Annotated in this window: 28 protein-coding genes and 1 pseudogene; 27 read left to right on the forward strand and 2 right to left on the reverse strand. The window is 53.6% G+C overall.

Going from position 1 to position 23,279, the window contains the following annotated elements; translation table 11 throughout:
• Positions 1-29 precede the first annotated feature (29 nt).
• From AB5935_RS05515 to AB5935_RS05635, 25 genes are all read left to right on the forward strand, one after another.
• Positions 30-401 (forward strand): hypothetical protein, encoded by a 372-nt coding sequence (locus AB5935_RS05515; RefSeq protein ID WP_368327344.1) that lies wholly within the window; start codon positions 30-32, stop codon positions 399-401.
• 82 nt (positions 402-483) lie between these two features.
• Entirely contained in the window at positions 484-921 is a 438-nt protein-coding gene (locus AB5935_RS05520) for a DUF4373 domain-containing protein (protein WP_244058118.1), read from the forward strand.
• 37 nt (positions 922-958) lie between these two features.
• On the forward strand, positions 959-2,077 hold the full coding sequence (locus AB5935_RS05525) for a DUF4373 domain-containing protein (RefSeq protein ID WP_244058117.1): 1,119 nt from the start codon (positions 959-961) through the stop codon (positions 2,075-2,077).
• 160 nt (positions 2,078-2,237) lie between these two features.
• Complete coding sequence (locus AB5935_RS05530) at positions 2,238-3,155, forward strand: toprim domain-containing protein (protein ID WP_244058116.1); 918 nt, start codon at positions 2,238-2,240, stop codon at positions 3,153-3,155.
• Positions 3,156-3,732: 577 nt separating this feature from the next.
• Positions 3,733-4,080 carry a hypothetical protein gene (locus AB5935_RS05535; RefSeq protein WP_309296075.1) on the forward strand — a complete coding sequence of 116 codons (348 nt, stop codon included), beginning with the start codon at positions 3,733-3,735 and terminating at the stop codon, positions 4,078-4,080.
• Positions 4,077-4,367 (forward strand): hypothetical protein, encoded by a 291-nt coding sequence (locus AB5935_RS05540; protein WP_244058114.1) that lies wholly within the window; start codon positions 4,077-4,079, stop codon positions 4,365-4,367. The genes AB5935_RS05535 and AB5935_RS05540 overlap by 4 nt, the downstream gene beginning before the upstream one ends.
• Before the next feature lie 10 nt (positions 4,368-4,377).
• Positions 4,378-4,842, forward strand: coding sequence for a hypothetical protein (locus AB5935_RS05545; protein ID WP_244058113.1), 465 nt, complete (start codon positions 4,378-4,380; stop codon positions 4,840-4,842).
• Positions 4,843-4,859: 17 nt separating this feature from the next.
• Positions 4,860-5,153 carry a hypothetical protein gene (locus AB5935_RS05550; RefSeq protein WP_244058112.1) on the forward strand — a complete coding sequence of 98 codons (294 nt, stop codon included), beginning with the start codon at positions 4,860-4,862 and terminating at the stop codon, positions 5,151-5,153.
• Positions 5,154-5,625: 472 nt separating this feature from the next.
• Positions 5,626-5,799 carry a hypothetical protein gene (locus AB5935_RS05555; protein WP_244058111.1) on the forward strand — a complete coding sequence of 58 codons (174 nt, stop codon included), beginning with the start codon at positions 5,626-5,628 and terminating at the stop codon, positions 5,797-5,799.
• A gap of 41 nt (positions 5,800-5,840) precedes the next feature.
• Positions 5,841-6,134 carry a DUF3127 domain-containing protein gene (locus AB5935_RS05560; protein ID WP_368327345.1) on the forward strand — a complete coding sequence of 98 codons (294 nt, stop codon included), beginning with the start codon at positions 5,841-5,843 and terminating at the stop codon, positions 6,132-6,134.
• On the forward strand, positions 6,131-6,673 hold the full coding sequence (locus AB5935_RS05565) for a DUF3575 domain-containing protein (RefSeq protein WP_244058109.1): 543 nt from the start codon (positions 6,131-6,133) through the stop codon (positions 6,671-6,673). The genes AB5935_RS05560 and AB5935_RS05565 overlap by 4 nt, the downstream gene beginning before the upstream one ends.
• A 10-nt stretch (positions 6,674-6,683) precedes the next feature.
• Positions 6,684-8,750 (forward strand): hypothetical protein, encoded by a 2,067-nt coding sequence (locus AB5935_RS05570; RefSeq protein ID WP_368327362.1) that lies wholly within the window; start codon positions 6,684-6,686, stop codon positions 8,748-8,750.
• Positions 8,737-9,615: a hypothetical protein gene (locus tag AB5935_RS05575; RefSeq protein ID WP_368327346.1), complete on the forward strand. Its 879-nt coding sequence runs from the start codon at positions 8,737-8,739 to the stop codon at positions 9,613-9,615. The genes AB5935_RS05570 and AB5935_RS05575 overlap by 14 nt, the downstream gene beginning before the upstream one ends.
• A gap of 17 nt (positions 9,616-9,632) precedes the next feature.
• Positions 9,633-10,583 (forward strand): fimbrillin family protein, encoded by a 951-nt coding sequence (locus tag AB5935_RS05580; protein WP_368327347.1) that lies wholly within the window; start codon positions 9,633-9,635, stop codon positions 10,581-10,583.
• A 48-nt stretch (positions 10,584-10,631) separates the two neighbouring features.
• Positions 10,632-12,236 carry a fimbrillin family protein gene (locus AB5935_RS05585; protein WP_368327348.1) on the forward strand — a complete coding sequence of 535 codons (1,605 nt, stop codon included), beginning with the start codon at positions 10,632-10,634 and terminating at the stop codon, positions 12,234-12,236.
• A 29-nt stretch (positions 12,237-12,265) separates the two neighbouring features.
• A complete protein-coding gene (locus AB5935_RS05590; RefSeq protein WP_244058105.1) occupies positions 12,266-13,063 on the forward strand; it encodes a fimbrillin family protein in 798 nt (265 codons plus the stop codon).
• 13 nt (positions 13,064-13,076) lie between these two features.
• A complete protein-coding gene (locus tag AB5935_RS05595) occupies positions 13,077-13,385 on the forward strand; it encodes a hypothetical protein (protein WP_016268454.1) in 309 nt (102 codons plus the stop codon).
• A complete protein-coding gene (locus AB5935_RS05600; RefSeq protein WP_244058104.1) occupies positions 13,382-13,717 on the forward strand; it encodes a hypothetical protein in 336 nt (111 codons plus the stop codon). Before AB5935_RS05595 ends, AB5935_RS05600 begins: the two co-directional genes overlap by 4 nt.
• Positions 13,686-16,103 (forward strand): VirB4 family type IV secretion system protein, encoded by a 2,418-nt coding sequence (locus AB5935_RS05605; RefSeq protein WP_244058103.1) that lies wholly within the window; start codon positions 13,686-13,688, stop codon positions 16,101-16,103. Before AB5935_RS05600 ends, AB5935_RS05605 begins: the two co-directional genes overlap by 32 nt.
• Positions 16,104-16,119: 16 nt before the next feature.
• On the forward strand, positions 16,120-16,641 hold the full coding sequence (locus tag AB5935_RS05610) for a DUF4141 domain-containing protein (RefSeq protein WP_244058102.1): 522 nt from the start codon (positions 16,120-16,122) through the stop codon (positions 16,639-16,641).
• Positions 16,642-16,646: 5 nt separating this feature from the next.
• Positions 16,647-17,420, forward strand: coding sequence for a hypothetical protein (locus AB5935_RS05615; RefSeq protein WP_244058101.1), 774 nt, complete (start codon positions 16,647-16,649; stop codon positions 17,418-17,420).
• Positions 17,421-17,424: 4 nt separating this feature from the next.
• On the forward strand, positions 17,425-18,066 hold the full coding sequence (locus tag AB5935_RS05620) for a hypothetical protein (RefSeq protein ID WP_016268450.1): 642 nt from the start codon (positions 17,425-17,427) through the stop codon (positions 18,064-18,066).
• The gene (traM, locus tag AB5935_RS05625; RefSeq protein WP_368327349.1) at positions 18,063-19,043 is read left to right on the forward strand and encodes a conjugative transposon protein TraM; all 981 of its coding nucleotides are present in this window, start codon (positions 18,063-18,065) and stop codon (positions 19,041-19,043) included. Before AB5935_RS05620 ends, traM begins: the two co-directional genes overlap by 4 nt.
• 31 nt (positions 19,044-19,074) lie before the next feature.
• Positions 19,075-19,530: a nucleoside 2-deoxyribosyltransferase gene (locus tag AB5935_RS05630; protein WP_244058099.1), complete on the forward strand. Its 456-nt coding sequence runs from the start codon at positions 19,075-19,077 to the stop codon at positions 19,528-19,530.
• Positions 19,531-19,789: 259 nt separating this feature from the next.
• A complete protein-coding gene (locus tag AB5935_RS05635) occupies positions 19,790-19,978 on the forward strand; it encodes a hypothetical protein (RefSeq protein ID WP_244058098.1) in 189 nt (62 codons plus the stop codon).
• A 7-nt stretch (positions 19,979-19,985) separates the two neighbouring features.
• Here AB5935_RS05635 and AB5935_RS05640 read toward each other — a convergent pair whose 3' ends face one another.
• Complete coding sequence (locus tag AB5935_RS05640) at positions 19,986-20,453, reverse strand: hypothetical protein (RefSeq protein WP_244058097.1); 468 nt, start codon at positions 20,451-20,453, stop codon at positions 19,986-19,988.
• Positions 20,454-20,503: 50 nt separating this feature from the next.
• Between AB5935_RS05640 and AB5935_RS05645 the strand changes: the two are divergent.
• Together AB5935_RS05645 and AB5935_RS05650 are read left to right on the forward strand one after the other, a co-directional pair.
• Positions 20,504-21,004: pseudogene (locus AB5935_RS05645) on the forward strand (DUF4138 domain-containing protein); the annotation flags it as partial.
• Between the two features lie 502 nt (positions 21,005-21,506).
• Positions 21,507-22,610, forward strand: coding sequence for a hypothetical protein (locus AB5935_RS05650; RefSeq protein WP_244058095.1), 1,104 nt, complete (start codon positions 21,507-21,509; stop codon positions 22,608-22,610).
• Here the strand turns inward: AB5935_RS05650 and AB5935_RS05655 are convergent.
• Entirely contained in the window at positions 22,552-23,139 is a 588-nt protein-coding gene (locus AB5935_RS05655; protein ID WP_244058094.1) for a hypothetical protein, read from the reverse strand. The two genes, AB5935_RS05650 and AB5935_RS05655, sit on opposite strands and share 59 nt — an antisense overlap.
• Positions 23,140-23,279: the final 140 nt, after the last annotated feature.

Genomic DNA, 23,279 nt, shown 5'->3' on the forward strand with positions numbered 1-23,279 from the left:
TTCCAGTTTCGATTTCCATTCAATAGCATATGGATACGGCACATTTAAGGAAAAAATACATTTTACGGAATACTATCCTTGATCTTCGTTCTCGTGGAATCAACATTACGAGAACCGCACAACGTCTTGGAGTTTCCCGCGATACAGTGAAACATCTCGAATCTTTGAGTTCTGAGGATCTCATTTTAGAATGTCAGAACTCAAAGAACCGCCGGTACAAACTTCACCGTTATGAGCAGGCAGTTGTCTCGCTGCTGCTGCGTTTCCCCTCCATTTCCAGCAGTCGTGTCCACGACCATTTAAAAGAGCATTATCCGGACTTTCCCCGGGTCTGTGAGAAGACTGTGCACAATTATGTGCAGTTCATCCGCAAAAAGCACCATATTCTTTCCGCAAGGTGATTTTCCGCTTCCGCCTTTCCCGGCGGAACCCGGGCTTTCGTGTACTTGTCTTTTAATACAGCAACATTATACCTTATTATATATGAATATCCAAAGTTTTACAACGGGCCGTCCCCTCTCAGGGAACACACGGCGGCAGGAGTACGGCACCCGTCCCTGCTATGAGATCGGCACTTCTCAGTTTTCAGACATGAAGATCAGAAGACTCACCCGCAAATACGGTTTTTCCGGCTACAGCATTTACCGGTATCTCGTGAACGAGACGCTCTGCAAGGGAGGTTATCTTCTTCCCTGGTGCGAGGAGACCGCCCGTGCGGTCGCCTCCTACTGGAATGCCTCTTTGGAAGATATCACAAGAATTGTCAACGGCTGCATACAGGTCGGTCTTTTCAACGGTGAGCTATACGAGAAACACCGCGTGCTGACCTCCGCGGACATCCAGCGGAACTATCTCCAGTCCTGCGGCGTGTTCCCCCCGTTTCCCGAAATCCCCAAGGAGTTCGAGCTTTCGGCCAGTTGATCCATAAGATCATTATCCACTTTAAATAAATAAGCTTATGCCAAAAACAGCGAAAAAAGGTTTCACCTATTTCAGGTTCGAAACCGACCACTTCTATGATCCGAAAGTCAAAAGGCTAAAAAACAAGTTCGGCATGGAAGGCTGGGGCGTGTACCATTTCATCATTAACGAGATTTTCCGTGTTGAAGGGTGCTACATGCTCATGGATGCCGACGGACTGTTCGACATATCCGACTACTCCCGTATGGACGAACAGGAGATCTCGTCCATAATAGACTATTGTGCCGACCTGGGCCTTTTCAACAAGGACCTGTGGCGTGAAAGACAGATTCTCACCAGTGAGGATATACAGGAACTGTATGTGGGCATCTGCAAGGCCATCCACCGGAAACCCTCGATCCCCGGGGATATTTTCCTGCTGGCCGCCGAAGGGTCAGCTTTATCGGTTCCGGCACCGCATCATGCCGTTTCCGCACCATGCCGATCCGGGCTGACGGAGATGCCCGCATCCGGGTGCGACACGCCCTCCCCGCCGGAGAATGTCCCGGCTCCCGAACAGGCGGTGTCCGGCCCGCACACACTACCGGCCTCAGACACGGTTAACAGGGATGTTCGCGAAAAAACGGAAATACCTCGCGAAAATAAACCACATAAAATAAAAGAAAAACAAATATCCTCCCCAACCCCTCCGGCACAGCCCGCCGGAATTCCGGCCGGGGAGGAGGACGGGATCTTCCTTTCAGAAAAACTTAAATATCTGGGCGTGTCCGACCACTACATCGGATGGGTGCATGTCCTGAAAAGATATTATCCGGACTTTCCCATCGAGAGGGGGATCCGGGAGCTTGAACAGAGTAATTTCCAACTTACCAATCTCAACTTCCTGTACCCTCTGATCGAGAACTATATCGCCAAATACAACGCCGAGTACGGACAGGCCGACCGGCAGAGGAGGCAGGAGGAAACCATGCGCAACCGCCGCAAAACGCTCGAGCTTCTGGGGGTCGCGGCGAGGGACCAGCAGGAGATCCTGCAGCTCGCCTCCGTGGCACCCGTGGTGCTTGACACGGCCCTGAAGGAGACCTGGGGCAACAAGAGGATCAAAAGTCCCACACGGTTTCTCCTGAGCCGTATGCGGCAGGCCGTCCCCGCATAGGGAGGCGTTCTGAAACAACGGAATTATCAGAAGAAGACATATCCCGCCGAAGGCTGTCCGTGAGGATGGCAGGGATGAATTTATAAATTTAAAAAACTCCTCCCGCCCGTCCGCGAGGCCCGGCGGGAGCCTTACGGAAACCCATAAAAACAACATAACCATGACATCACAGGAAGCCAATTCAATCCCGTTGGGAGATATCCTTGCCCGCTACGGCTACAAGCCGTCCAGACGGTACGGAGGGTATGACATGTACAGTTCGCCTTTCCGGCGTGACAGCTCCCCGAGCTTCAAGGTTTTCATAAACGAGAACCGCTGGTATGATTTCGGGGAAGGCAGCCACGGCAGGGTTGTCGATCTGGTCATGCGCATGGAGAACTGTGCCTTCCCGCAGGCCATGCGCCGGATCGAGGAGCTCGGCTTCTCCGGTCTGGCCGGCGTTCCTCCCGTCCTGCCGGCGGCAGCATCCCCCGGCAGGACGGTACAGGCCCCTTCAATGACGGTACTGAAAGTCATCCCGGTGGAGAACAGGCACCTGCTTGACTATGCCGCTTCACGCCACATTGATGCGGATATTGTCCGCAGCCACTGTGTGGAGGTGCATTACTGTTTCGAGAGGAATCCCCGTGAGAAATACGCGCTTGGCTTTGCCAACGACCGCTCGGGATTCGAACTCCGCAACAGCATGTTCAAGGGGTGTGCCAACGCCAAGGATATCACCTGTATTGCGGGCGGGAACAAATCCTGCGCTCTTTTCGAGGGGTTCTTCGACCTGCTCAGTTTCAGGCAGTATGCCAAGGACCATCCCGAAATTCCGGAGCTCGGAAAGCTCGACATCTGCGTGCTGAACTCCACGGCCATCGCCGACCGCTCGAAGGATTTCCTTTCAAGGTATGGGAAGGTGCACGCGTTTCTCGACAATGATCCGCCCGGCCGTGAAGCCCTGAGGAGGATACAGGGCCTGCTGCCGAAAACCACGGTGCTGGTGAACGAGTCGGAACGGCTGTACCCCTCATGCAATGATTTCAATGAGTTTCTGCAGAAAATCAAATCTCCGGTCAACGGCCGTGAGATGTGAAGGAAAGCAAAACTTGCAAACCGACAAAAAATGAATGATGAGACAACGGAAAGACAACATGCCGGAGAAGATCCCGGATGAATACAGCCTCCCGCCGTCCGGTGCGGACGTGGACTGTCCGGCCTGCCGGTCCAAAACGGGTGACGGCCGGAGCGTCAGCCTGAACAGGCGGACGGAGGGAGGGGGCATATGAAGACACTGTTGATACTGGCCGGCGTCCTGTATCTTCTGGGCATGCTGCGGATCATATACCAGATCAGACATGCCCCCACCGATCTGGAACTGTGGGGTGAGGAGATAGAATGAATACAAGAGAACAATGCCGTCAAACGGCACATAACCAATACGTACAATGATGAGAACAGGAGAAAAAGTAACCGTTCCGGGCACAGCCACCGGTTTGGGAACCGACATCAGGGCTGTAGTTGAGAAGGTCGAGACGATGGCCGGCCGCACACTTGTGACGGTCCGGTACGTTGACACGGCCCCATCCGGAGGCAAAGGCGGCTGCTTTCATGATTTCCACCTGAAAACAGGATGGATGCGGAGCGCATGCCGGGAACCGGACAACGGGGGCATGTTCTTCATACATTCCATACAGACCTACGCGTCGGTAAACCGTAAGGGAAACGAGCTCCAGGAATACATCCTGAAGTTTCAGGACAGCCTGGTGAGAGACCGTGAGGGACTGGAGAACCTGAAGGAGGACATCCACAACCGGATCGAGGAGCTGGACGCCAAATATCCGCGCACCCTGCCGCTGCATTTTGACACGGGAGGCGGTACCGCCTCCCGGTGGTACATTCATGTGAAGGGAAAACCGGACAGCCTGATATGCATCGTCCGGATCACGGAAGTAAAGAAACTGCTGGGAAAAGGCACGATTGCCTTTCCCGGGGAAAAAACTGATGCGGACGAAAGATGAGGAACACATACTGGTTCGCGGTGGATTATAACGGTACGGGGCATCTTTTCATATACAAACCCGAAAGGGATACCGGCATATGGACCGGTGAGGAGTCGCTGTACATCCCCCAAGGTGCACTCAAGGAGATGTTTCCCGGTATCACCTGGCAGGACGCCCCCATTGCGGTGACACTGGAGGTCCTCCCCTGCGAGGAAACCTTCAGGCTGCGTCTGTCAAAGATCTGCAGTTATTTCCTGAAGAAGTACCTCCGCCTCCCGGGGAAGGAAAAGGAGAAACAGTCATAAATGCCTGAACATGGAATACAGACACTATGAGATTGTCATCAAGGAGACCGGTTCTCCGCTACCGCTTACCACCGCATACGTCGGCTTCACCGATCCTGCGGGGCTCACCGCCTTCTTCGGACTGGAGGAGGACGACGTGGAGTGGTACGTCATTGAGGAGATCCTTTCCCGAACCGGAATGAAAACGATCCGGAGAATCCGGTGGAGGAATCATAACCGGTACAGTAACATGAATAAAAAAAAGAATACGGAAATGACGGAGAAATATTTAGCAATTGAAATTCATGGTGAAATATTCGTCATGAACGATAATGACGGGTTAGGAGGACTGACAGATAATGATGTGCCACATACGGTTATTGGTCAGGTATGCACTGATGAATGTAATACGACATGCTTACATTACCGTCAAGGTACGTGTCCCTGTAAAACCATGAAAGATACTTTTGGTGAAGTAATTCATGCTTTTGTCTGATTTAAAACAATAAAATTATGAGTAAAAAAGAAATTTTGATAAAATGGAAAACGGTTGAAACAATTACTCCCGACTTTCCTGATGGTGCAATCTTTATAAAAGAAGATACATCTATTGAATTCCCTTTGGCTATTGTAGCTTTTCCATTGGGGGGACATGAGAATGGAACGAAAAAGCAACGGGAGAGAGCCAAGTTAATAGCAGCTGCTCCTGAATTATTAAAAGCGTGCCAAGAAGCACTAAAATATGTCTGTGTGGAAGAACCTGCCTATGATGTATTATGTGATGCTATCAAAAAGGCTACTGAATAACCCTCAAAACAAAATAGAAGGAGTTAAAATATGGCACGGGCAGTGACAACAAAGAATGTTAAAATTCATATCCGTATTGACGGTATGGATTCAGTTGAGGATACCAGAGCGGCAATTCCGCATAAGACCTTGAAGGCCCTTGGTGCGAAACGTAGGGTCTGTAAAGATACGAAAGAGACCTTTTTTCTTATTGAATCCGATTGTGGGATAACCCTCTAAAGGAAGGATAAATATGAAAGTAAACTATATTCTCATCAAAGGAACCCGGCATTTCAAGTGCCATAATCCGGCTGAAACGGCCACCCATTTCAGCTTGTCCATAACCGGTAATAAGAACCGTAATTTGTGACGGGCACCAGGATACAATGTCCTACTCCGAAGAATGGAGCTACGAAGATATCATAACCGACTTCATGCGTAACAGAGTGGGGAAAGTTGTCCCCGAAGTTGAAATATACAAGGTAATACAGGAATGAACCGGGTACCGGTAACCGATAACCGGTCACACCGGCCGGCAGAAGCAACATACCGGGATGCGTCCATCCGACCTATAGTCGACAATGACATCTCAATAAACCCTGCAGGACGTATCCCGGCCATGTCACAGCCCTATGGCGGGCCTTACGGCCCGGCTGACAGCCTGTAACGGATAAAAATGTAACATTTTGAAAACCAAATATTAACAGAATGGAAATAAAAGGAAAAATCATCGCCGTACTTCCCGTCAGGGACGGGATCGGCAAAACCTCCGGCAACGAGTGGAAAAGCCGCGAGTTCGTTCTTGAGACCGAGGAGAGCAGGCCACAGAGCGTGTGCCTGCAACTGATGAACGCCAACATCGACCGTTATGCGGTCGAAACCGGCATGACTGTACATGTCAAGTTTGACATTTCCGCCCGCCAGTGGGATAACCGGTGGTTCAACACCCTTACCGCATGGGAGGTGACCGTCATCAAGGACAAGGAGGATGTACAGGTATGAGAAAGCGTTCTTTTCTTCTCTGCGGGCTGCTTGCCTGCTCGTTGTCCGCGGCGGCGCAGTCCTACTCCCTGCGCACCAACCTGCTCGGGCTGGGGACGGCCAACCTGAATCTGGAGGCGTCCATGACGCTGAACCGCAAATGGTCGCTGCACCTGCCGCTTCAGTATAACCCGTTCACCTTCTCAAAGAACCGGCAGTTCCGCAATTTTTATGCCGCTCCTGGAGTACGTTACTGGCTTTTGGAAAGTTACATGGGCGGTTTTATCGGCATGTACGCCACTGCCGGCACATACAGTGCGGGCAACCTGTTCGGCAGCAGGTACCGTTACGAGGGCGAAGGATACGGTGCGGGCGTCAGTATCGGGAGAGCCTACCAGCTGGGTACACGCTGGAACCTCGAATGGGAGATCGGTGCGGGTGCGGTGTGGCTGGGATATGACAGGTACCTGTGCAGACGCTGCGGGGACCTGGTGGAGAGTGACTACGGCTGGCGCTTCCTGCCCACCCGCGCCGCACTGAACCTCGTATATCTGTTCTAATTCCGCCATGATGAGAAAGACAAGACATATCCTGCCGTTCGCAGTGTTCTCCGGCCTGCTGCTTTCATGCTCCACCGCTCCCCGCCTGGCACGTGTGCGCATCTCCCAGCCGCAAATGAGGGAGACGGCAGCCGACACGAACTACCAGCTTCCCAAACAGGTTACCTGGACGGACGAGAAGGGGGTGCAGCATATCGTGACGGAAGCTGCGAAGGACAGTGTGACGGGGGAATACATAACCCAGATGGAACTGACGGAAATCACCGTGGTGGCGAAAAGCAAACAGGTGGCCGAGAGGAACGGCAGGATCAACCTGGATTTTGTAGTCACGGTTCCCGGCGAACTGATCAGCAACAAATGGCAGCTCCAGCTCACCCCCGTGGCCTACAAGAGGACGGACACGATCCGTCTGGACAGGATCTTCCTTTCGGGGGCCGATTTCGCCAAAATGCAGAAAAAGGGCTACATGCGGTACCAGGCGTTCATGAACTCCATCATTCCGGACAGCCTTTACCTGCAGAAACTGTTTGACGAGAAAGGCTACAGGAAGGCGCTGGCCGAGCTTGAGGACGAATACTTCCAGGCATGGAAACACGAGGTCATCGCCAAGGAGAGGTGGATTGACTGGTCCGACAAGGCCAACGCCCGGTTCGCGCTGTTCAATTACAAGATGGAGCGCAACCGGCAGGCCATCGCCGGATACAACTCCATACTCGAGCATCTTCCGGCATACTGGCTGCGCCGGGAGATGGACGGCCGGTACATCCCCTCCAAATGGAGGATCTTCGCCGACGGCAACCACAGGATCCGCACAAAAAGCATCACTCCGGAAGACTCCGCCGCGATAACGGAGCGTTTCACCGATTATGGGAAAATGGCCGAGAACCAGAAAAAAAAGGAGCTGGCCGGCGAAATGTACGAGAAGTATGTGCGCTTCCCCTATGAGAGCGCCCGTCTGGACACGGTCATAAAGGAGGGCGACAGTTTCGTGTATTATTACAAGCAGGAACTTCCCGCCACCGAGAACACGAAGAAGATAGACCTCACGCTTGACGGCCAGATACTCTCGAAGGACGAGACACGGACAGCGCTTCCCCCGTCGGACACGATCACCTATTTCATCTCAAGCATGGTGCAGTTCCTTGACCGTACGCCACGTTACAAGAAGAGGATCATCACCCGCAAGGACGAGGTCAGCCTGCGGGCATATGTGACCTACAGGCCCGGGAGCACCGGCTTTTCCGAAAATACCGGAAACAACAAGGCGGAGATCGACAAGGTATTCGAGACGATCAGAGGAATCAGCTATACGGGAGAATTCCTGATAGACAGCATCCGCATGACGGCCACCTCGTCACCCGAGGGCAGTTCCGAGATGAACCTTTTCCTTTCGAGGGAACGTGCGCTGGCACTCAAACGGTACCTTGCCGAACGTACGGATGACCGCGAAGGGGTCGACACGCTCTTCCGCCCCCACTGGATCGGCGAGGACTGGGCCGGACTGCACGAGCTGGTCCGTGCGGATGACAGCCTGTCAAACAGAACCGCACTGCTGCATGTCATGGAAGAGACAAGAAACCCCGACAGCCGGGAGCAGGCCCTGCGCGGATACGCCTCCGATTACAAGCGTATCCGGGAGAAGCACTACCCGCTCCTGCGCGGTGTGGAGTTCAAGTTCCATCTCCACCGCCGGAACATGATCCAGGACACGGTCGTGATGCCGGTCATCGACAGCACCTACATGGAGGCGGTCCGCCTGATAGAGGACAGACAATACAGAAGGGCCCTCTCCATTCTGGAGGAATCCTACGGTGAGGACTACAACACCGCGGTCTGCCTGATGTCACTCGGTTATGACAGCCGTGCGCTCGACATCATGCTGGCACAGCCGGACACTTCGGACAGGAACTATCTGCTCGCCATCCTCTACTGCCGTCTGGGACGGGAGGAGGAAGCCCTGAAGACATATGTGAAGTCATGTGACCAGGATGATTCCAAGATATGGAGGGGCAGGCTCGATCCGGAGATCAACAAACTGATAGTAACCTATAATTTGTATAAAGATGAACTATACTAACAGACTGATATCTTTAGCAGTCCTTGCAGCCGCACTGGCCGGCTGCGACTTCAATGAGGATTTCTGCACAAGAAACGGGGAACTGGTCGCCTGGTGTGACTTCAGCGGCATCAGTGTGCCCCCTCCGGTACCGGAGGAGAGGCATCTGACAGCCTATCCGGCGGATACGGACCTTCCCGCGGGGACCACTGTGACCTTCACGCAGGACACCCTCAGGTGGAGCATCCCGCAGGGCGGATACCGCTTCCTGTTCCATACCGGGAATTATGAGGCGGCCGGCACCGGGGACTACCACGAGGCACGGCTCACTGCTGCCACCGACACGCTGGATGGCAAGGCATACATTTCCGGCGTGCAGAGATTCTGCTGTACGGCCATGCTGAACGAACGTCTGGAATACCAGAGTCCCAAAAGGGTGCGGATCACCCCGTCCGCATTCGTCCAGCGCCTGAACATACAGGTCAACGTATCCGGCAACACCGCTCCGCTGTCCTCCCTGAAAGGCACGCTCTCCGGCATCTCTACCGGACGGTACCTTGTCTCGCGGGAAAGGACGGGAAATGCAAGCGTCACGAGCGTGTTCGCACGCAAGGCGGGCACGGACGAATGGAAGACGAGCCTGTATGTCTTCGGGTTCAATCCCACGGCGGAGAATACACTGACCGTAAAGGTCGGGATGGACGGGGAGGATTCGGTGTTCGATGAACGGCAGTCGGTCGATCTTACCCCGTATGTCAGAGGATTCGACGGTGACGAGCTCTCCCTGGAACTGAACCTGCACATCGGCAGGGAACTTACGATAGACGATCCGGTTGTCATTCCCGAGTGGGAGGACATACCGGAGACTGAATTACCAAATCTTTAATTAATTTTTTTTTCAACATGAAGACAATTTTTTTTCTTTCAGCGGTCATGACCGCGGGCCTGCTGCTGGCCTCATGCAGCAACAGCGAGGAAGTATTCAACGGAAAGAACACGGGGGAGGAACAGCCGGTATCACAGCTGAACATCCTTCCGACGGTCGGCGCGGAAACGAGGGCCGGCTTCATCTCCAAAACGGACTGGGCGGCGGGTGACGCCATCGGGCTGTTCATGTACAAGGCAACCGGATGGGGCGACGCCTATCCCCGTTACAGCGCGCAGAACAACAAGTCGACCAGACAGGCGAACAGCTGGACGCAGGCCAACCCCGTGTACCTGCTCTCGGACAAGGCCACCATATGGGCATATTATCCGTATAACCAGTCGGTGACGGACGGAACCAGAATCCCCGTCCCCGTCAATGCCGGCACCCCGATTGATTATATGTGGGGAAAAAGCACCAACCAGGTTTCCGTAGTGGAGACAGACGCCAGGATACCGATGAAGCACGCCCTGTCCCAGCTGGTGGTCCGTCTGAAAGTGTCACCGGAGTATCATAACGACGGCAACCTCACATCGGCCAGACTGAAATCCTCCAGCGCCAAGTTCGCCACCACCGGCACAATGAACCTGAACGACGGCGGAAAGATCACGTTCAGCCCCACCACCACGGAACTCTCATGGGCTCCAAACACGACCGTCCCCGCACAGGGACAGCAGGCGGTGGACTTCGCTGCGGCGGTCTATCCCATGACACTGGCCTCCGGCGAGGTGACACTCGAGGTGGTGATCGACGGGGCGACCTACACATATTCCATCCCGCAGATCACCTGGGAGGCGGGGAAGAGATATATCTACTCGATCACCATGCGTTCCAACAACGCGGAAATCGGAGGCTCGAACGGGCAGTCGGTGACCATAGAGGGATGGACCTCCACCGAATCCGACATCACCCTTGTGCCGGTCAAATAATTTACTCATCCGAAGGGAACCGGAAGGTTCCCTGTAAAACCAAGAACAATGGCAAGAACAATAACAATGATTGTCTGCAGCCTGCTGGCACTGTCCCTTGCCGGCTGCCGGGAGGAAGCCTTTCCCGAGAAATCGCCCTTACGGGACAGGCTTGTGACGTTTACCGCCGCAGCCGGGGCGGACACACGGAGCACCCAGGAGGGCAGTTTTGAAAAAGGCGACGCCATAGGTGTCTTCGCCATAGAGCCGAAGACCGGCGTGTACTTTGCCACCAACAGCAGATACACGTATGACGGCGGCAGGTTCAGGCCGGCGACGGAAGCGGACAATATCATGGTGACAGCGGGGACCGACTTTGATTTCTACGTGTATTATCCTTTCAAGACGGGACAGACCGACCTGACCGCCATATCCCATACGGCCGGCGACCAGGACGGGAAGGCGGGCTGGCTGGCGGCGGACTTCATGACCGCCACCCATACCGATCCGGTCCTGGACTATACGGTCCCGCTGCATTTCAGACACAGGCTGTCAACGGTGGAGCTCACGATCGAACGGAACGACGGCGTGAGGGAGGCGACGCTGGAGAACGTGAAACGCACGAGCCGGTTCAACCTGCTCACGGGCGGCGTCACCACGGACGAGAGCCGGGGAAGCTGCAGGATGTACAGGTACAGTCCGCAGGGGGACGCAACGGCGGTGTTCCGGGTGACCATCCCCGCCCAGACTCTCACCGCATCCTCCAATTATGTGGCCCTGTCCGGAAATACGGACATGAGGCTCCACGGCATCTCCGACATGGTCACCGAGGCGGGCAAGGTGCACAACTACCGGATGGACTACAAGAAGCGGATCACCATTCTGGATTACGCACCCGGAGGGACCACTACCGGCGCAGGGCTGTATAATGCGGGAAGCAGCTGTACGGTGACCGCCGACGTGAAGGCGGGCTATGAGTTCGCAGGCTGGCATGAGAGCGGCAGGATAGTCTCCGACGCGGCCCGGTACACTTTCGAGGTGCTCACCGACCGCACCCTCGAACCCAGGTACCGGAATTATGGAGGCTGGTCCGTCACATTGACAGCCACTCCCGCGTCGGTGTCCTGGCAGGGAGGAACCTCGATGCTGAGTGCGGGAGCCTCACGCGTGACTTTCGTAAACGGCGTGCAGGAAACCACACAGACGGCTGTCCCCACCATCAGCGGGGGCGCAGAGGGATTCTTCCTTTCAGGGAACACGGTGACGGTATCGGAGAACAACACCGCATCCGCCCGGAGCTGTGTCTTTACGGCAACCCATGGCGGAGCGTCGGCCACGGCCACAGTCAGCCAGGGGGCATCACCGGTCAGCTATTATTTCTATTATGCGAAGGGAGGAACCAGCCATACGGAATATCCGGACGACTCGTCAGCCGGCGGATTCTCTTTAGACATAACGAGCTATAAGAAGACCGGGGAGTCAACAAGGAACCTTTCATGGAGCGCGTCCGGTGACAGCTGGATCCATGTGAACGGCACATCGGTAAGTTATGAGGAGAACCCGAACAAGGAAAGGAGAACAGGTACCGTGACTCTCAAACAGGACGAAAGCGGTTACACCCTGTCCCTTAAAGTTGTACAGCCGGGAAAGACCTCCGTTGACATTGAACAATGACAGAAACTGACGTTAAGAAGCAATATACAATGAAAATAAAAGTATTCAAACTTATAATCCCGGTCCTGCTGCCGGCAGTCCTCACAGGCTGTTCGGACGGGCGGGACCCCCTCCCGCAGAACAGGGAGGCGGGATTGCAGATAGAAAGCTGTTCCAGCCGCGGCAACGGTGCGGATGACGGAAACTCCCGGGTGGAGGATTTCGGCATCATATTGCTGGACGATACGGGCGGTACCTATACAGGTGTCTCCAACCCGTTGCATGTGACATACGGCGGGGGGTGGCATTTTCCGGAAGTGACACTTACGGAAACAGCCTGCAGGCTGTTCGCCTTCCATCCCTTCCTGAGCATACAGGGGCAGGAACTGCCCGTGAGCCTCACAACCCAGACCGACTACATGGCATCCGGGGAGCTGCGTCTCGACTGGCTCAACAACCGGGCGGACATCGAGATGGCACACCTGCTCTCCCTCATGGAATTCACCGTGGACGGAAGTGACGCGTGCAGCCTGAGTCTTGACGGAGTGCCGACGGAAGGCGTGTACGACCTTGCCGGCGGGACCCTGTCCATAAAACCGGAAACCGGAACCCTCATCTCCGGGGGAAACAGGCTGCTTCTGTTTCCCGGACCGGCCGGTGGCGGCAAGGCGCAAATACATTACCGGGAAAGAACTTACGACTGGTATCTTCCGGCAGGCAACCTCGAGCCCGGAAAGAGATACAGCCACGCGCTGACCCTGGACAAGGAAGGGACGCTCATCCTCTCCGGTGTGAACGTCCGTCCCTGGGAAGCGGGAGGAGACTATACCGGAACAATCAAACCATAAACAAAGATTTGTCATGAAAAGAAGATTTTTTTTATCAGCACTTTTATTAATCTCAGCCGCACCGGGATTCGCGCAGGACGCCCGGAGTGCCATGAACCAGATCCTTGACGGCTATACCGTGCCGATCTTCGCCGCCTGCATGCTCGCCGGCGTCGCCCTGGGGCTGTCCCAGCAATGGGACAACATCGTCGACAAGGAGAACCGGGGAACCCGCAGGGAGGGGCTGTTTTCACTGGCCTGGTATGTGGGCTTCGCGCTGCTCGCGGCGGTGGTGATAACGGCGGTCAAAAGCTCGATATCCGGAATCAGCCTGTCCGTATGAGGTACAAGATCAGGAAAGGACTGGAAAGCCCCTGCATGATACGGGGCTTCCTTTCATCGGACTACTGGATTTTCGTAGGATGCTGCGGCGGAGCCCTTGTGCTGCTTTTCCTGAGCATACGTTCCGGAATAACGACCGGGGGCTGGGACAGGACCCTGCTGGTCCTTCTTGTATCGCTGGCCGGACTGCCGGCGCTCCGGCACAAGCTGAAGAAAAAGGCGAGGCCGACCAAGTTCAGGGAGTCGGGACACGGCATGACCGTCAGCAATCTGAGTCTAAACAGAAGAATTCCAAGAAAAAATGAGAGAAGAAGAACTATACAACATACTTGACATAATCAGCGAGGCTGACGGGCAGAGTGTCATACTCACCGGATGCGGCAGCATATGCATCCCGTTCGAACTTCACGAACCGGAATGCTACTCCCTCTCGGCGGAGGACATCGATGAGAGAAACCGGATGTACCGGGAGGCTTTCAGGCACATGCCCGACGGCACTTATGTGCACAAGCAGGACGTGTTCCTCAAAAGGAGCCACCATTCCGACATGCGGGCCGGCTCCTTCCTTGACCGGGCCGACGCGCGCCATTTCGAAGGACGCCTGTATCTTGAGCATACCTGCCTCCTTCATTTCGTGCTTCCGGGGCTCAGAAGCCTTGAGAAGGCCTATGTGTCCTCACCCCTGTCCTACAGGGAGAATCTGCACAGGGAGGACCGTGCAAGGCTCGGATGCTTCCTTGAGGGGGTGAACAACGCGGCCAGCATCATCCGGAACCTGCGTGACACCTCGATAATCCCGGTACCATATGAAAGGATCGCCGCATTCACCCGCGGATATTCCAACCTGTTCGGTGATGACGGCGCCGTCACGGACACGCATGTCGACTCCTCGCTCCATACCGGTAAAAACCATGCGCGCTGTTACGCGGTGTGTGACGAGACATTTCTTCCGGACGGTGTCATGGACTCCTGTGTCAAGGACGAGTCACTTCCCCCCGCAGGAGCGCAGCTGTACCACCCCATGATGGAACAGCTGGGAATGTACCTTCCGTACAACCACATAGTCAACCAGGTCATCCATTTCGAAGGAAACGAGAGGCTGCGCTCACTGATCGCCCGGAACATAGACATCTACGGGAGCAACTCCTCCATGAACAGGGGCATCAAGTCACAGTTCGAAAAACTGGACGAGCTCCAGAAGGAAATCCTGGACGAGAACGAGACCCTGGTGCGCTGCTTCTTCTCGGCATGCGTCTTTGACGAAAACGAGGAGGAGCTGGAGAAGGCGGACCGGAGGGTCAGGGAGGTGCTGAACCTGAACCGGCTCAGATATTACATACCCGGTTACGAGAACCTGGCAAGAATGCACTTCGCCTGTGTTCCCGGCCAGATCAGTCTGATGCCCGGGGAATACCTGTTCCTGTCCACCCTGCCCGTCGCGTTGTGTTTCTTTCTCCAGTGCGGGAGCTTCGGCAGCGACGCGGAGGGAATCTTCGTGCATGACCGTATGTACCAGGTACCCCTGCGCAAGGACATCTGGGATGCGGGGAAAAAGCGGGTGAACGCACGCAACGGCATGGTCATCGCCGGAACCGGCGGCGGGAAGTCCGCCTTCACCCTCAATTTCACACAGCAGCTGCTCGAGCAGGACTATACGGCCGTGGTCGTGGAGTTCGGAAAGTCATTCAGCCAGCTGTGCAAGCTGTACCCGGACATATCCATGCATATAGACTATGACGGGAGGACACCCCTGGGGATAAACCCCTTCGATCTGGAGGGAAGGGAGCTTGACAACAACTCGCTTGTCATGATCTCCGGAATAGTGCAGAGATACTGGAAGCACATGTTCACGGAAAAGGAGTCGGAAAGGGAGACCGCCCTGAACCTGTTCATAGAGGACTATTACGAGCATGTGCCCGCAGGACACAATTTCGAGGGGTTCTACAACCATGTGACGGAGAATTATGAGGAGATACTCGCAAGAAAACACGTCCCCCGCACCTACTTCGGGCTTGACTCCTTCCGGCTGAACTGCGGGGAATTCATGCCCGGACACCGTTACGAGAATGTGAGCAGGGACACAAGGACCGACTTCTCGGGAAAGAGGTTCATCGTGTTCGAGCTCACGCAGATCAAACAGGACAGGTTCCTGTCAAACCTCGTGATGAGCATGATATTCACCATCGTGCAGAAGAAGCTGCTCAGCGACAAGCGGAAGCGCGGCGTGCTGATCTTCGACGAATACGCCGAGACCGCACAGATGGTGGACACGGCCACGGGAACCGGCATACACAGCTCCGTGGCCTACTGCTACCAGAAGATCCGCAAGGAGAACGGGGCGGTATACACAATCGTGCAGACGCCCGACCAGCTTCCGGACGACGAACATACGAAAAACATCATCGGCAACACGGACATGCTGTTCGTCCTGCCGACAAAGGAGGTCATCTACCGGAGCATCATCGACAGGTTCAAAATGGAGAAGTCCGGACAGATAGCCCTGATGAAATCGATGCGGAACAACTTCTCCTGCGACCGTCCCTACTCCGAGTGTTTCATGCGCATGGGCGAGAACTACGGGGTAGTCACCCGGCTCGAGTTCTCCAGGGAGAAGTTCCTCGCGTTCCAGACGGAGGGCGAGATATGGTCGGAACTCGAGGAGAAGAGCCGGCGCATGTCAATGGAGGAAGCCATAAAGGAATATATCAACGAACATTAATTAAAATTCAAAACGTATGAGAAAACTGTTTTTATCATTATTCGTGCTCGTGGCGGCGATTCCGGCATCGGCACAATGGGCCGTGGCCGACGCGCCCAACCTCGCGCAGAACGTGAAGAACTTCGCGGAACTGCAGAAACAGGTCGGATATCTGAAGGAGCAGAAGGGCCAGCTGGACGAGACACTGGACCTGATGCGCAAGGTCAACGCGGCGATCTCCGACTGCGAGACGGCCAGGTCGATCATCCGCAGACAAGGAGACCTGTCGGCGCGGTGCATCAGCCTGGTGACGGAGAGGGAGCTGAGCCCGTCCACCCTGCAGACGCTGACAAACAGCATCGACATGATCATGCTCAACAACACGCGGCTCATCAGGATGTCCAGGACCATACTCTCCACCAATGTGAAGATGAACGACGCGGAGCGTCTGACCAAGCTGCAGGAGATAGAGAGGCAGACCATTGACCAGGAGAGGAAGGTGTCGAAGGTGTCGCAAATAATAACCCAGTATGAAAGAATGAAGAGGGCCCTGAGGTAACCGGCATGGAAGAGATATACAGCAATCTGAACCGGGCATATCTCCAGATAAAGGATATGATAGTGATAGAGGGATTCTATGCGCTGGTCGCCGGAATTGTGATAACGACATTCGTCTTCAAGCTGACCGCCATCGTCAAGAACATGGTGAACGACGGGAAAGGGTTCAACGCGAGACATTTTTACGAGCTGGGCAGGGAATATATCCTTTGTATAGGACTCATATGCATCATGCCCGTGCTGCTGGACACACTCGAAACAGTGCTCGCCTATGGGGCGGACGAGCTGATGAGATCCCTCGCGGCCGGAGGGGTGTACAATCCCGACAACATCTGGAAGGCACCGATAACACAGATGCTTGACGACCTGATGAACGGTGACATCATCGACATTGTCATCAACGGCCTGGACACGGGCTTCAACGCGTTCCTCGCGGGGACGGTGGGAAGTTTCGGCGGAGTGGCATACGACTATATCATGCTGGTATTCCTGTGCACACGCTACCTGATCCTGATACTGCTCGAGGTGGTGTCCCCCATAGCGATAGCATGCCTGTACAACAATGATACCCGGAGCTCCTTCTACACATGGGTCAGACAGATGTTCGGGTGTTACATGCTGTATCCGGGATTCATCATCGCCAGCGTGTTCTCGGACCTGATAGTGGTCAATTACGTACAGCAGAGGCCCTGGTCCGTGGTGCTCATGGTGATCTTCTCGTTCATCCTGAAGCTGACAATGCTCGCAACGGTAAAAGCAACAGTTAACAAATGGTTATAACATTATGATGGAGAAAAAGAACATACTCAATATAAAAAACATACTCAGGGATTTTTCCAGGCTGGCGGAAGCCAGGAGGAACCATACATTCCGTACGAAACTGGTGTTCATATTCAGCGCGGTGACAATCGCGATGGTCCTGCTGTTCGCTTACAGGGTGGTGAACGGCGCGATGAACAAGATACTGGTTGTCAACGAAGGGGGCGAGTTCGTGCATTTCAAGGCGGTACGGCAGGACATGCTGTATGAGAGCCTGCTGAAGAAGCACTGCCGGAACACGGCCTATTTCCTGAACAGTTTCGACAGGCTGTCGCTGCAGGAGAACCGGGCACGGGCGCTGTTCCTTGTGAACAAGCCGGACGCCGGCACCATATTCGCCAAATATCAGGCCGACCGGGCATACGGGGACGCCCTGGAACTCGGTGTCGTCTATAAGACGGAATTTGAAAGGATCATCGACGTACGTGCCGACGGGGACGAGTACCATGTCAGGTTCTCGTCCGTTCTGAGCATCATCAACGGCGGCGAGACACGGAAGGTGCGGATTCTCAGCGAGGGTACGGTCATGCACGGGACATCGCGTTTTCCGGAAAACGTGTCCGGCTTCTTTTTCCGGACGTATAACCAGCAATACGAACTGCTATGACACGGTCGGGAAAAAGCAGAATCATGGTGCTGGGGGGACTGGGTATCATAGTCATCCTGCTTCTCTGGGGAATCATCGCCGGCTTGCCCGGTTCTACGGACGGAGGGCAGGAGGCGGACAGGGTGACACTCCGGTCCAGAATAAAGGACAGCTTCACGCTGGATGACATGATCCGGAGCATGGAGAGGGAGAATACCGGCAGATCCTCCCTTTCCCCGGGCTACGCGGAGAGTTTCAGTACGGTGGCGGAAGCCCCCGCGGACACCGCCGGCAGCGGTGACGAGATCCGGCGTATCAGGGAATTGATCAGACGCAACGAGCAGGAGCTCGGTGCGGGAAACGTGACCGTGCCTCCGGCACCCGCACCCGCCGCCGTGAAGGAGGACAGGCAGGGACAGGCAGGGAAGACAGAAGCACGGGAACCGGAAGCCGACAGCGTCGCGGAGCCGCCCGCACGCAGGGGGTTCAACAGCGTGCGGCTGGTCCGGCAGGACGAAAAGAATGTGGTCAGGGCCTTCGTGCATTCCACACAGACCGTCATGGTCGGCTCAACCCTGAAGATGCAGCTGGCCGAGAACTGTCTTACGGACGACGGCCGGCGCATACATAAGGGAACGCCCGTATTCGGAGAGGTCACAAGCATTGACGGGGAACGGGTGCTGGTCAAAATCACATCGGTGAATCTGGCCGGGAACATACTTCCCTTCGAGAAGGAGGTATATTCCGAGGACGCGATGGAAGGCATATACGTGCCGGGAAACGTCAAGGCGGAGACCGTCAAGGAGGCGGAGGCGGCCGGGGTGAGCGGGGCGAATACAAACATCTCGGGAGGCCTGGACATGGGAAGCCAGATAGTGGCCGGCGCGGCGAACAGCGTCATCAACGCGACCAAGTCGGCTGCGGGCAAAAACATACGCAAGGTGAAGGTGATAATCAAGACCAATTACCGGATCCTGCTGAAGGAAATGAAAAAATAACGATATCGACAAACCGGAAAGGAAAGAAACCATGGCAAGAGTATATGTGGCGAGCAGCTGGAGCAACGAATACCAGCCGCAGATCGTGGCTTTTTTGAGAGAACGGGGGCATGAGGTGTACGACTTCAGGAACCCTGAAAGAAAAACGGACTTCCGCTGGTCGCAGATCAGCGGGAACTGGGAGTGGATGGAAATGGACGAGTACCTGGACGCGCTGGAGCACCCGCTGGCAGAAGCGGGATTCGCGTCGGACTTCGAGGCCATGCGGCGGGCAGATGTATGTGTGCTCGTACTCCCCTGCGGGGCTTCAGCACATTCCGAGGCGGGATGGATGAAGGGTGCCGGAAAGAAAGTGATAGTGTATCAGAACCGGCCGCAGAGACCGGAACTGATGTACAAGCTATTTGACGGGATAGTCCCGATGGCCGCGGATGTGGCACGCTTCCTGAAGGAGTTTGATGAAATGAATAATCTAAAAGTTGTATGACATGGAAAAATTCTGGCACTATATAGCCTCTGCCCTTTTGGTTATCTTCTTGAATGGATATATTCTACTCCTATTCTCAGGAAAACTGGAAAATGCCATTCTCCGAATCGGGGCTTTTGTAAAGAAGGCCATGCAAAAAATTAAAAGATATTTAAAGGGGAAAAGGCATCCGATGATCAAGAAGTGAAGTGCCTGTAAACTATTATAAACGGACTCTGGGAGTGATAATAACGAATGATAATAAAAAACACAGTATGACATGGAAGAATTCTTATCGAAAAACGGTTCTGTGACCATCTTACTTTTCTGCTTTCTTCTCACCCTTAATATTGTTTTCCACATTTTGGGGTTTTGGAAGAGTTACCATGAATATTCAAGAAAAGAAGAAGAAGGTATCAGAAAAGAAGCTGATAAATGTCAAGAAACAAATAATCAAAAGCAGGCATGAGATATACCTACGTTTTTTCTTCGTCTGTATCAGTATTAATTGTGTCATTATTTTTATTCTGAGAATCAGTTTCTTTTCCATATCCAAATCCCAGTATGAAAACAGTTATATAGATTGTCATTACTGTCCATATAAAAGTCTGCTTGAATGATGGCAGCGTGAATGTATCGCAGCATGCAATCTGAAAGACGGAAGCGACCAACGTAGGAAGAGACAATAAATAACAAGATGGTGAAGCATCTTTTATATGATGCCAAAAGAAACAGGCTGTTGAGAATAGAAAGGATATGAATGTTACCAAAATAACTGCTGCCAGACTGAGAACTAGCTGTTCCCAATATTCGAACAGTCGGTATTCAGCAGAGCCTAAAAACAACATGGAAGCCATTACCGGCCACTGACAGAGAACAGCCAGTACAACGGCTTTTTGCTCTTTGAATAAAGGAGTTAAGAATTTAGAAAAGAAATCCATCATAATTTAAATTTTAAAGTTTGCACGCAAAGATACCAATTTTGAAGAAAGATATGAGACTAAACAGAATTTACATCACGGGGAGCCTTCTCCTGTTTCTCCTTTCAGGGAAAGCACAGAAGATCGACGAACTTCCCGCCGTCCCGCTGGAGATCGGATACGAGAAGACCCTGCACCTGATATTCCCCACCGAGGTGAGATATTACAGTATCGGCGGGGACTGTATCATCGGCGAGAAGGTGGCGAACTGCCCCGAAATCATCCGCCTGAAAGCGGCGGAGGAAGGTTTTCCCGGAGAGACCAGCCTGTCGGTGGTGACGGCGGACACTAAGTTCTACTCCTACGCCATCACTTACAACGCGCGCCCGAAAGGGAGCTATGTGCGTGTGGGCGGGCAGGCACCGGAACCGCATACCCTGCCGGTGGGCAAGGACAAGCAGACGTTCCTGATCTTTCCAGCGGGAGTCACCTATGTGGACTACGGCAGCACCAACGTGGAGGTGGAGAAGGCCGGTCAAACCAGCCTGTATTTGCAAGAGCCTTCTACCGGACAATGCTTCATTCCGGATATGGGTGGATTACCGGGGCTGCCGGAACTACAACCGGATGGCACACCCGTCAGAGTCGAAATGCTGATACGCCAGGCCCACTGTATTTTCGACACGGTAGTTCCGACCTTTCTGAAAGCCAGAAGGAACAGCACTAAGGAAAGAGAAAAATACGCGGATCTTCCACCTTCTTATGACAAAATCCTCAGAAAGATAGATGCCAGAAGGGAAAAAGAGGGACACCGGCCACACATAAACCCAATAGTGTCCACTCCGCCTGTTTATATCGAATTATCCTGAATTACTTGATGGGGCGCCCGAAGATATGGAAAAGACCGGAATGCCATACTGAGTATGTTCATAAAATTCACATCCTACTAAACGGGGCTTGTATTCAAGGATTACGTTATCTAAGCGCATGGTTTTATGCTTATGTTTACAGAAGAATATCATATGATATGTATTACCTCATAAATATTATTAGCAAGAATAAGAACAGATATTTATTATGAACGATAAGAACACATTTACAGGCAGCCTGATGGCCGGAGGAATTCTCGTATGGTGTGTATTCACACCGGACGGCAGGGCGCCTTTGCATATGAATAGTGAACAGCATCCGGACAGCAGGACACACTCCCTAGGAGGGCTGCTCTCACCGGATGTTTCTTCCTTTCATGAAATTTGCAACCTGGATAACAGGCCGATGTTCCACCATTTCCCTGAGTCTGGAATAGCCATACGGTACCGCATACGCCTCCGCTACCCGGAAGAAGAAAATACCGTTGCCGAACAATCGGGACATGAGCCGGAAACATGTGTTCCCGCATGGCTCGTTCCGGAAAGGACTGGCCGGACCGGTCTGTATCTGTGGAAAGTGTCAGAAGAGAAATGCTTCATTCCGGATATGGCGGAATTGCCGGGACTGCCGGAGCTGCAGCCGGACGGCGTACCCGTAAGAGTGGAAATGCTGATAAGGGAGGCATCCCCGGTCTTTGACCGGATTACCGGAGAAATCTGGAATATCGTCCGCAATCCCGGATCCGGAAAGGAGTTCCGGCCGGTAAAGGCCGGAAATGGAGATTTGACGGGAGAAGGTGTTGTCATGTGGACGGTCTTCACTGAAGATGGGAAAGCGGCATTGTATATGGACGGCAGGGGGCATATCGAGAACGGGATGCTGTCCTTCGGAGAAAGGCTGTCCCTGGATGTGCCCGTCCTGCATGGGATCTGTAATCTGAAGGAAATGCTCCTGTTCCGCCATTTTCCGGGACAGGGAGTTCCGGAGAGGATCAGAATGCGGTTGCAGTATCCGGGAAGCGGAAAGCCACATGAGCCGGAGGAATGTTTTCCCGTGTGGATCGTGCCGGAAGAGAACGGGCGGACCGCCCTCTTCCTTCAGGATCCGTCAACCGGCGAATGTGCAATCCGGGATATAAGCCGCGTGCCGGGAGCTCCCCGGTTACAGCCGGACGGGATGCCGGTTGGGATGGAAATGCTGGTACGACAGGCGGACTGGTTTTCCGACATGGAAAGTCCGGCTTTACGGAATATCAGTAATCTCTCCGCAAATGGGGAGGCAAAAGACGATTATAAAGCCGGGTTCCCGTGATTTGGGGGATATAGTTAACTGTACAGTCCCCGAGTTTCAATGGAAGTTCTTCAAATCTGCAAACGACAGTCCTTCCGATTTTTGGATAAGAATGACACAGATGGACATAAGCGGAAACCATATACGTTGGATCTATTATATAATTGCCGACTGTGAGCCATACATGAAAGTCAGCAGTCATCGCTCCTGTAAGATTAGTGAACACTCTGACCAGCTCATCCCTGTCCGTGTAGTATTCCTTTTCCCGGTTGCCGAGCAACGTATAACCGGTTGTAAGAATCGACTGAAAGTGATTCCGGTTAAGCAGATCATTGATAGCCAGACATATGGGAAGGCATTTATTCACCACATCAGAAGGGCTAAGTTCAGAGAATATCTCCTGTACAAAACTGTATGCCTCCCGGATACTAGCATCATCATATTTTTCGAGATGCAGTCCGGTGACATATGAAGTGTTCCCTCCATGCAGATGACGGACAGTGAAATCGTGGGCTTCGGTTAAAAGAGTTAAATAATCGGTTTTGGACATATAAAACAGTTTTAAAGTTTACATGCAAAGGTAGTTATTTAAATGAAAGATATGAGACTAAGCAGAATTTACATCACGGGGAGCCTTCTCCTGTTTCTCCTTTCAGGGAAAGCACAGAAGATCGACGAACTTCCCGCCGT

This window comes from Phocaeicola sp. RTP21198st1_B8_RTP21198_201120 (assembly GCF_040929485.1).
Classification (GTDB): domain Bacteria; phylum Bacteroidota; class Bacteroidia; order Bacteroidales; family Bacteroidaceae; genus Phocaeicola; species Phocaeicola dorei.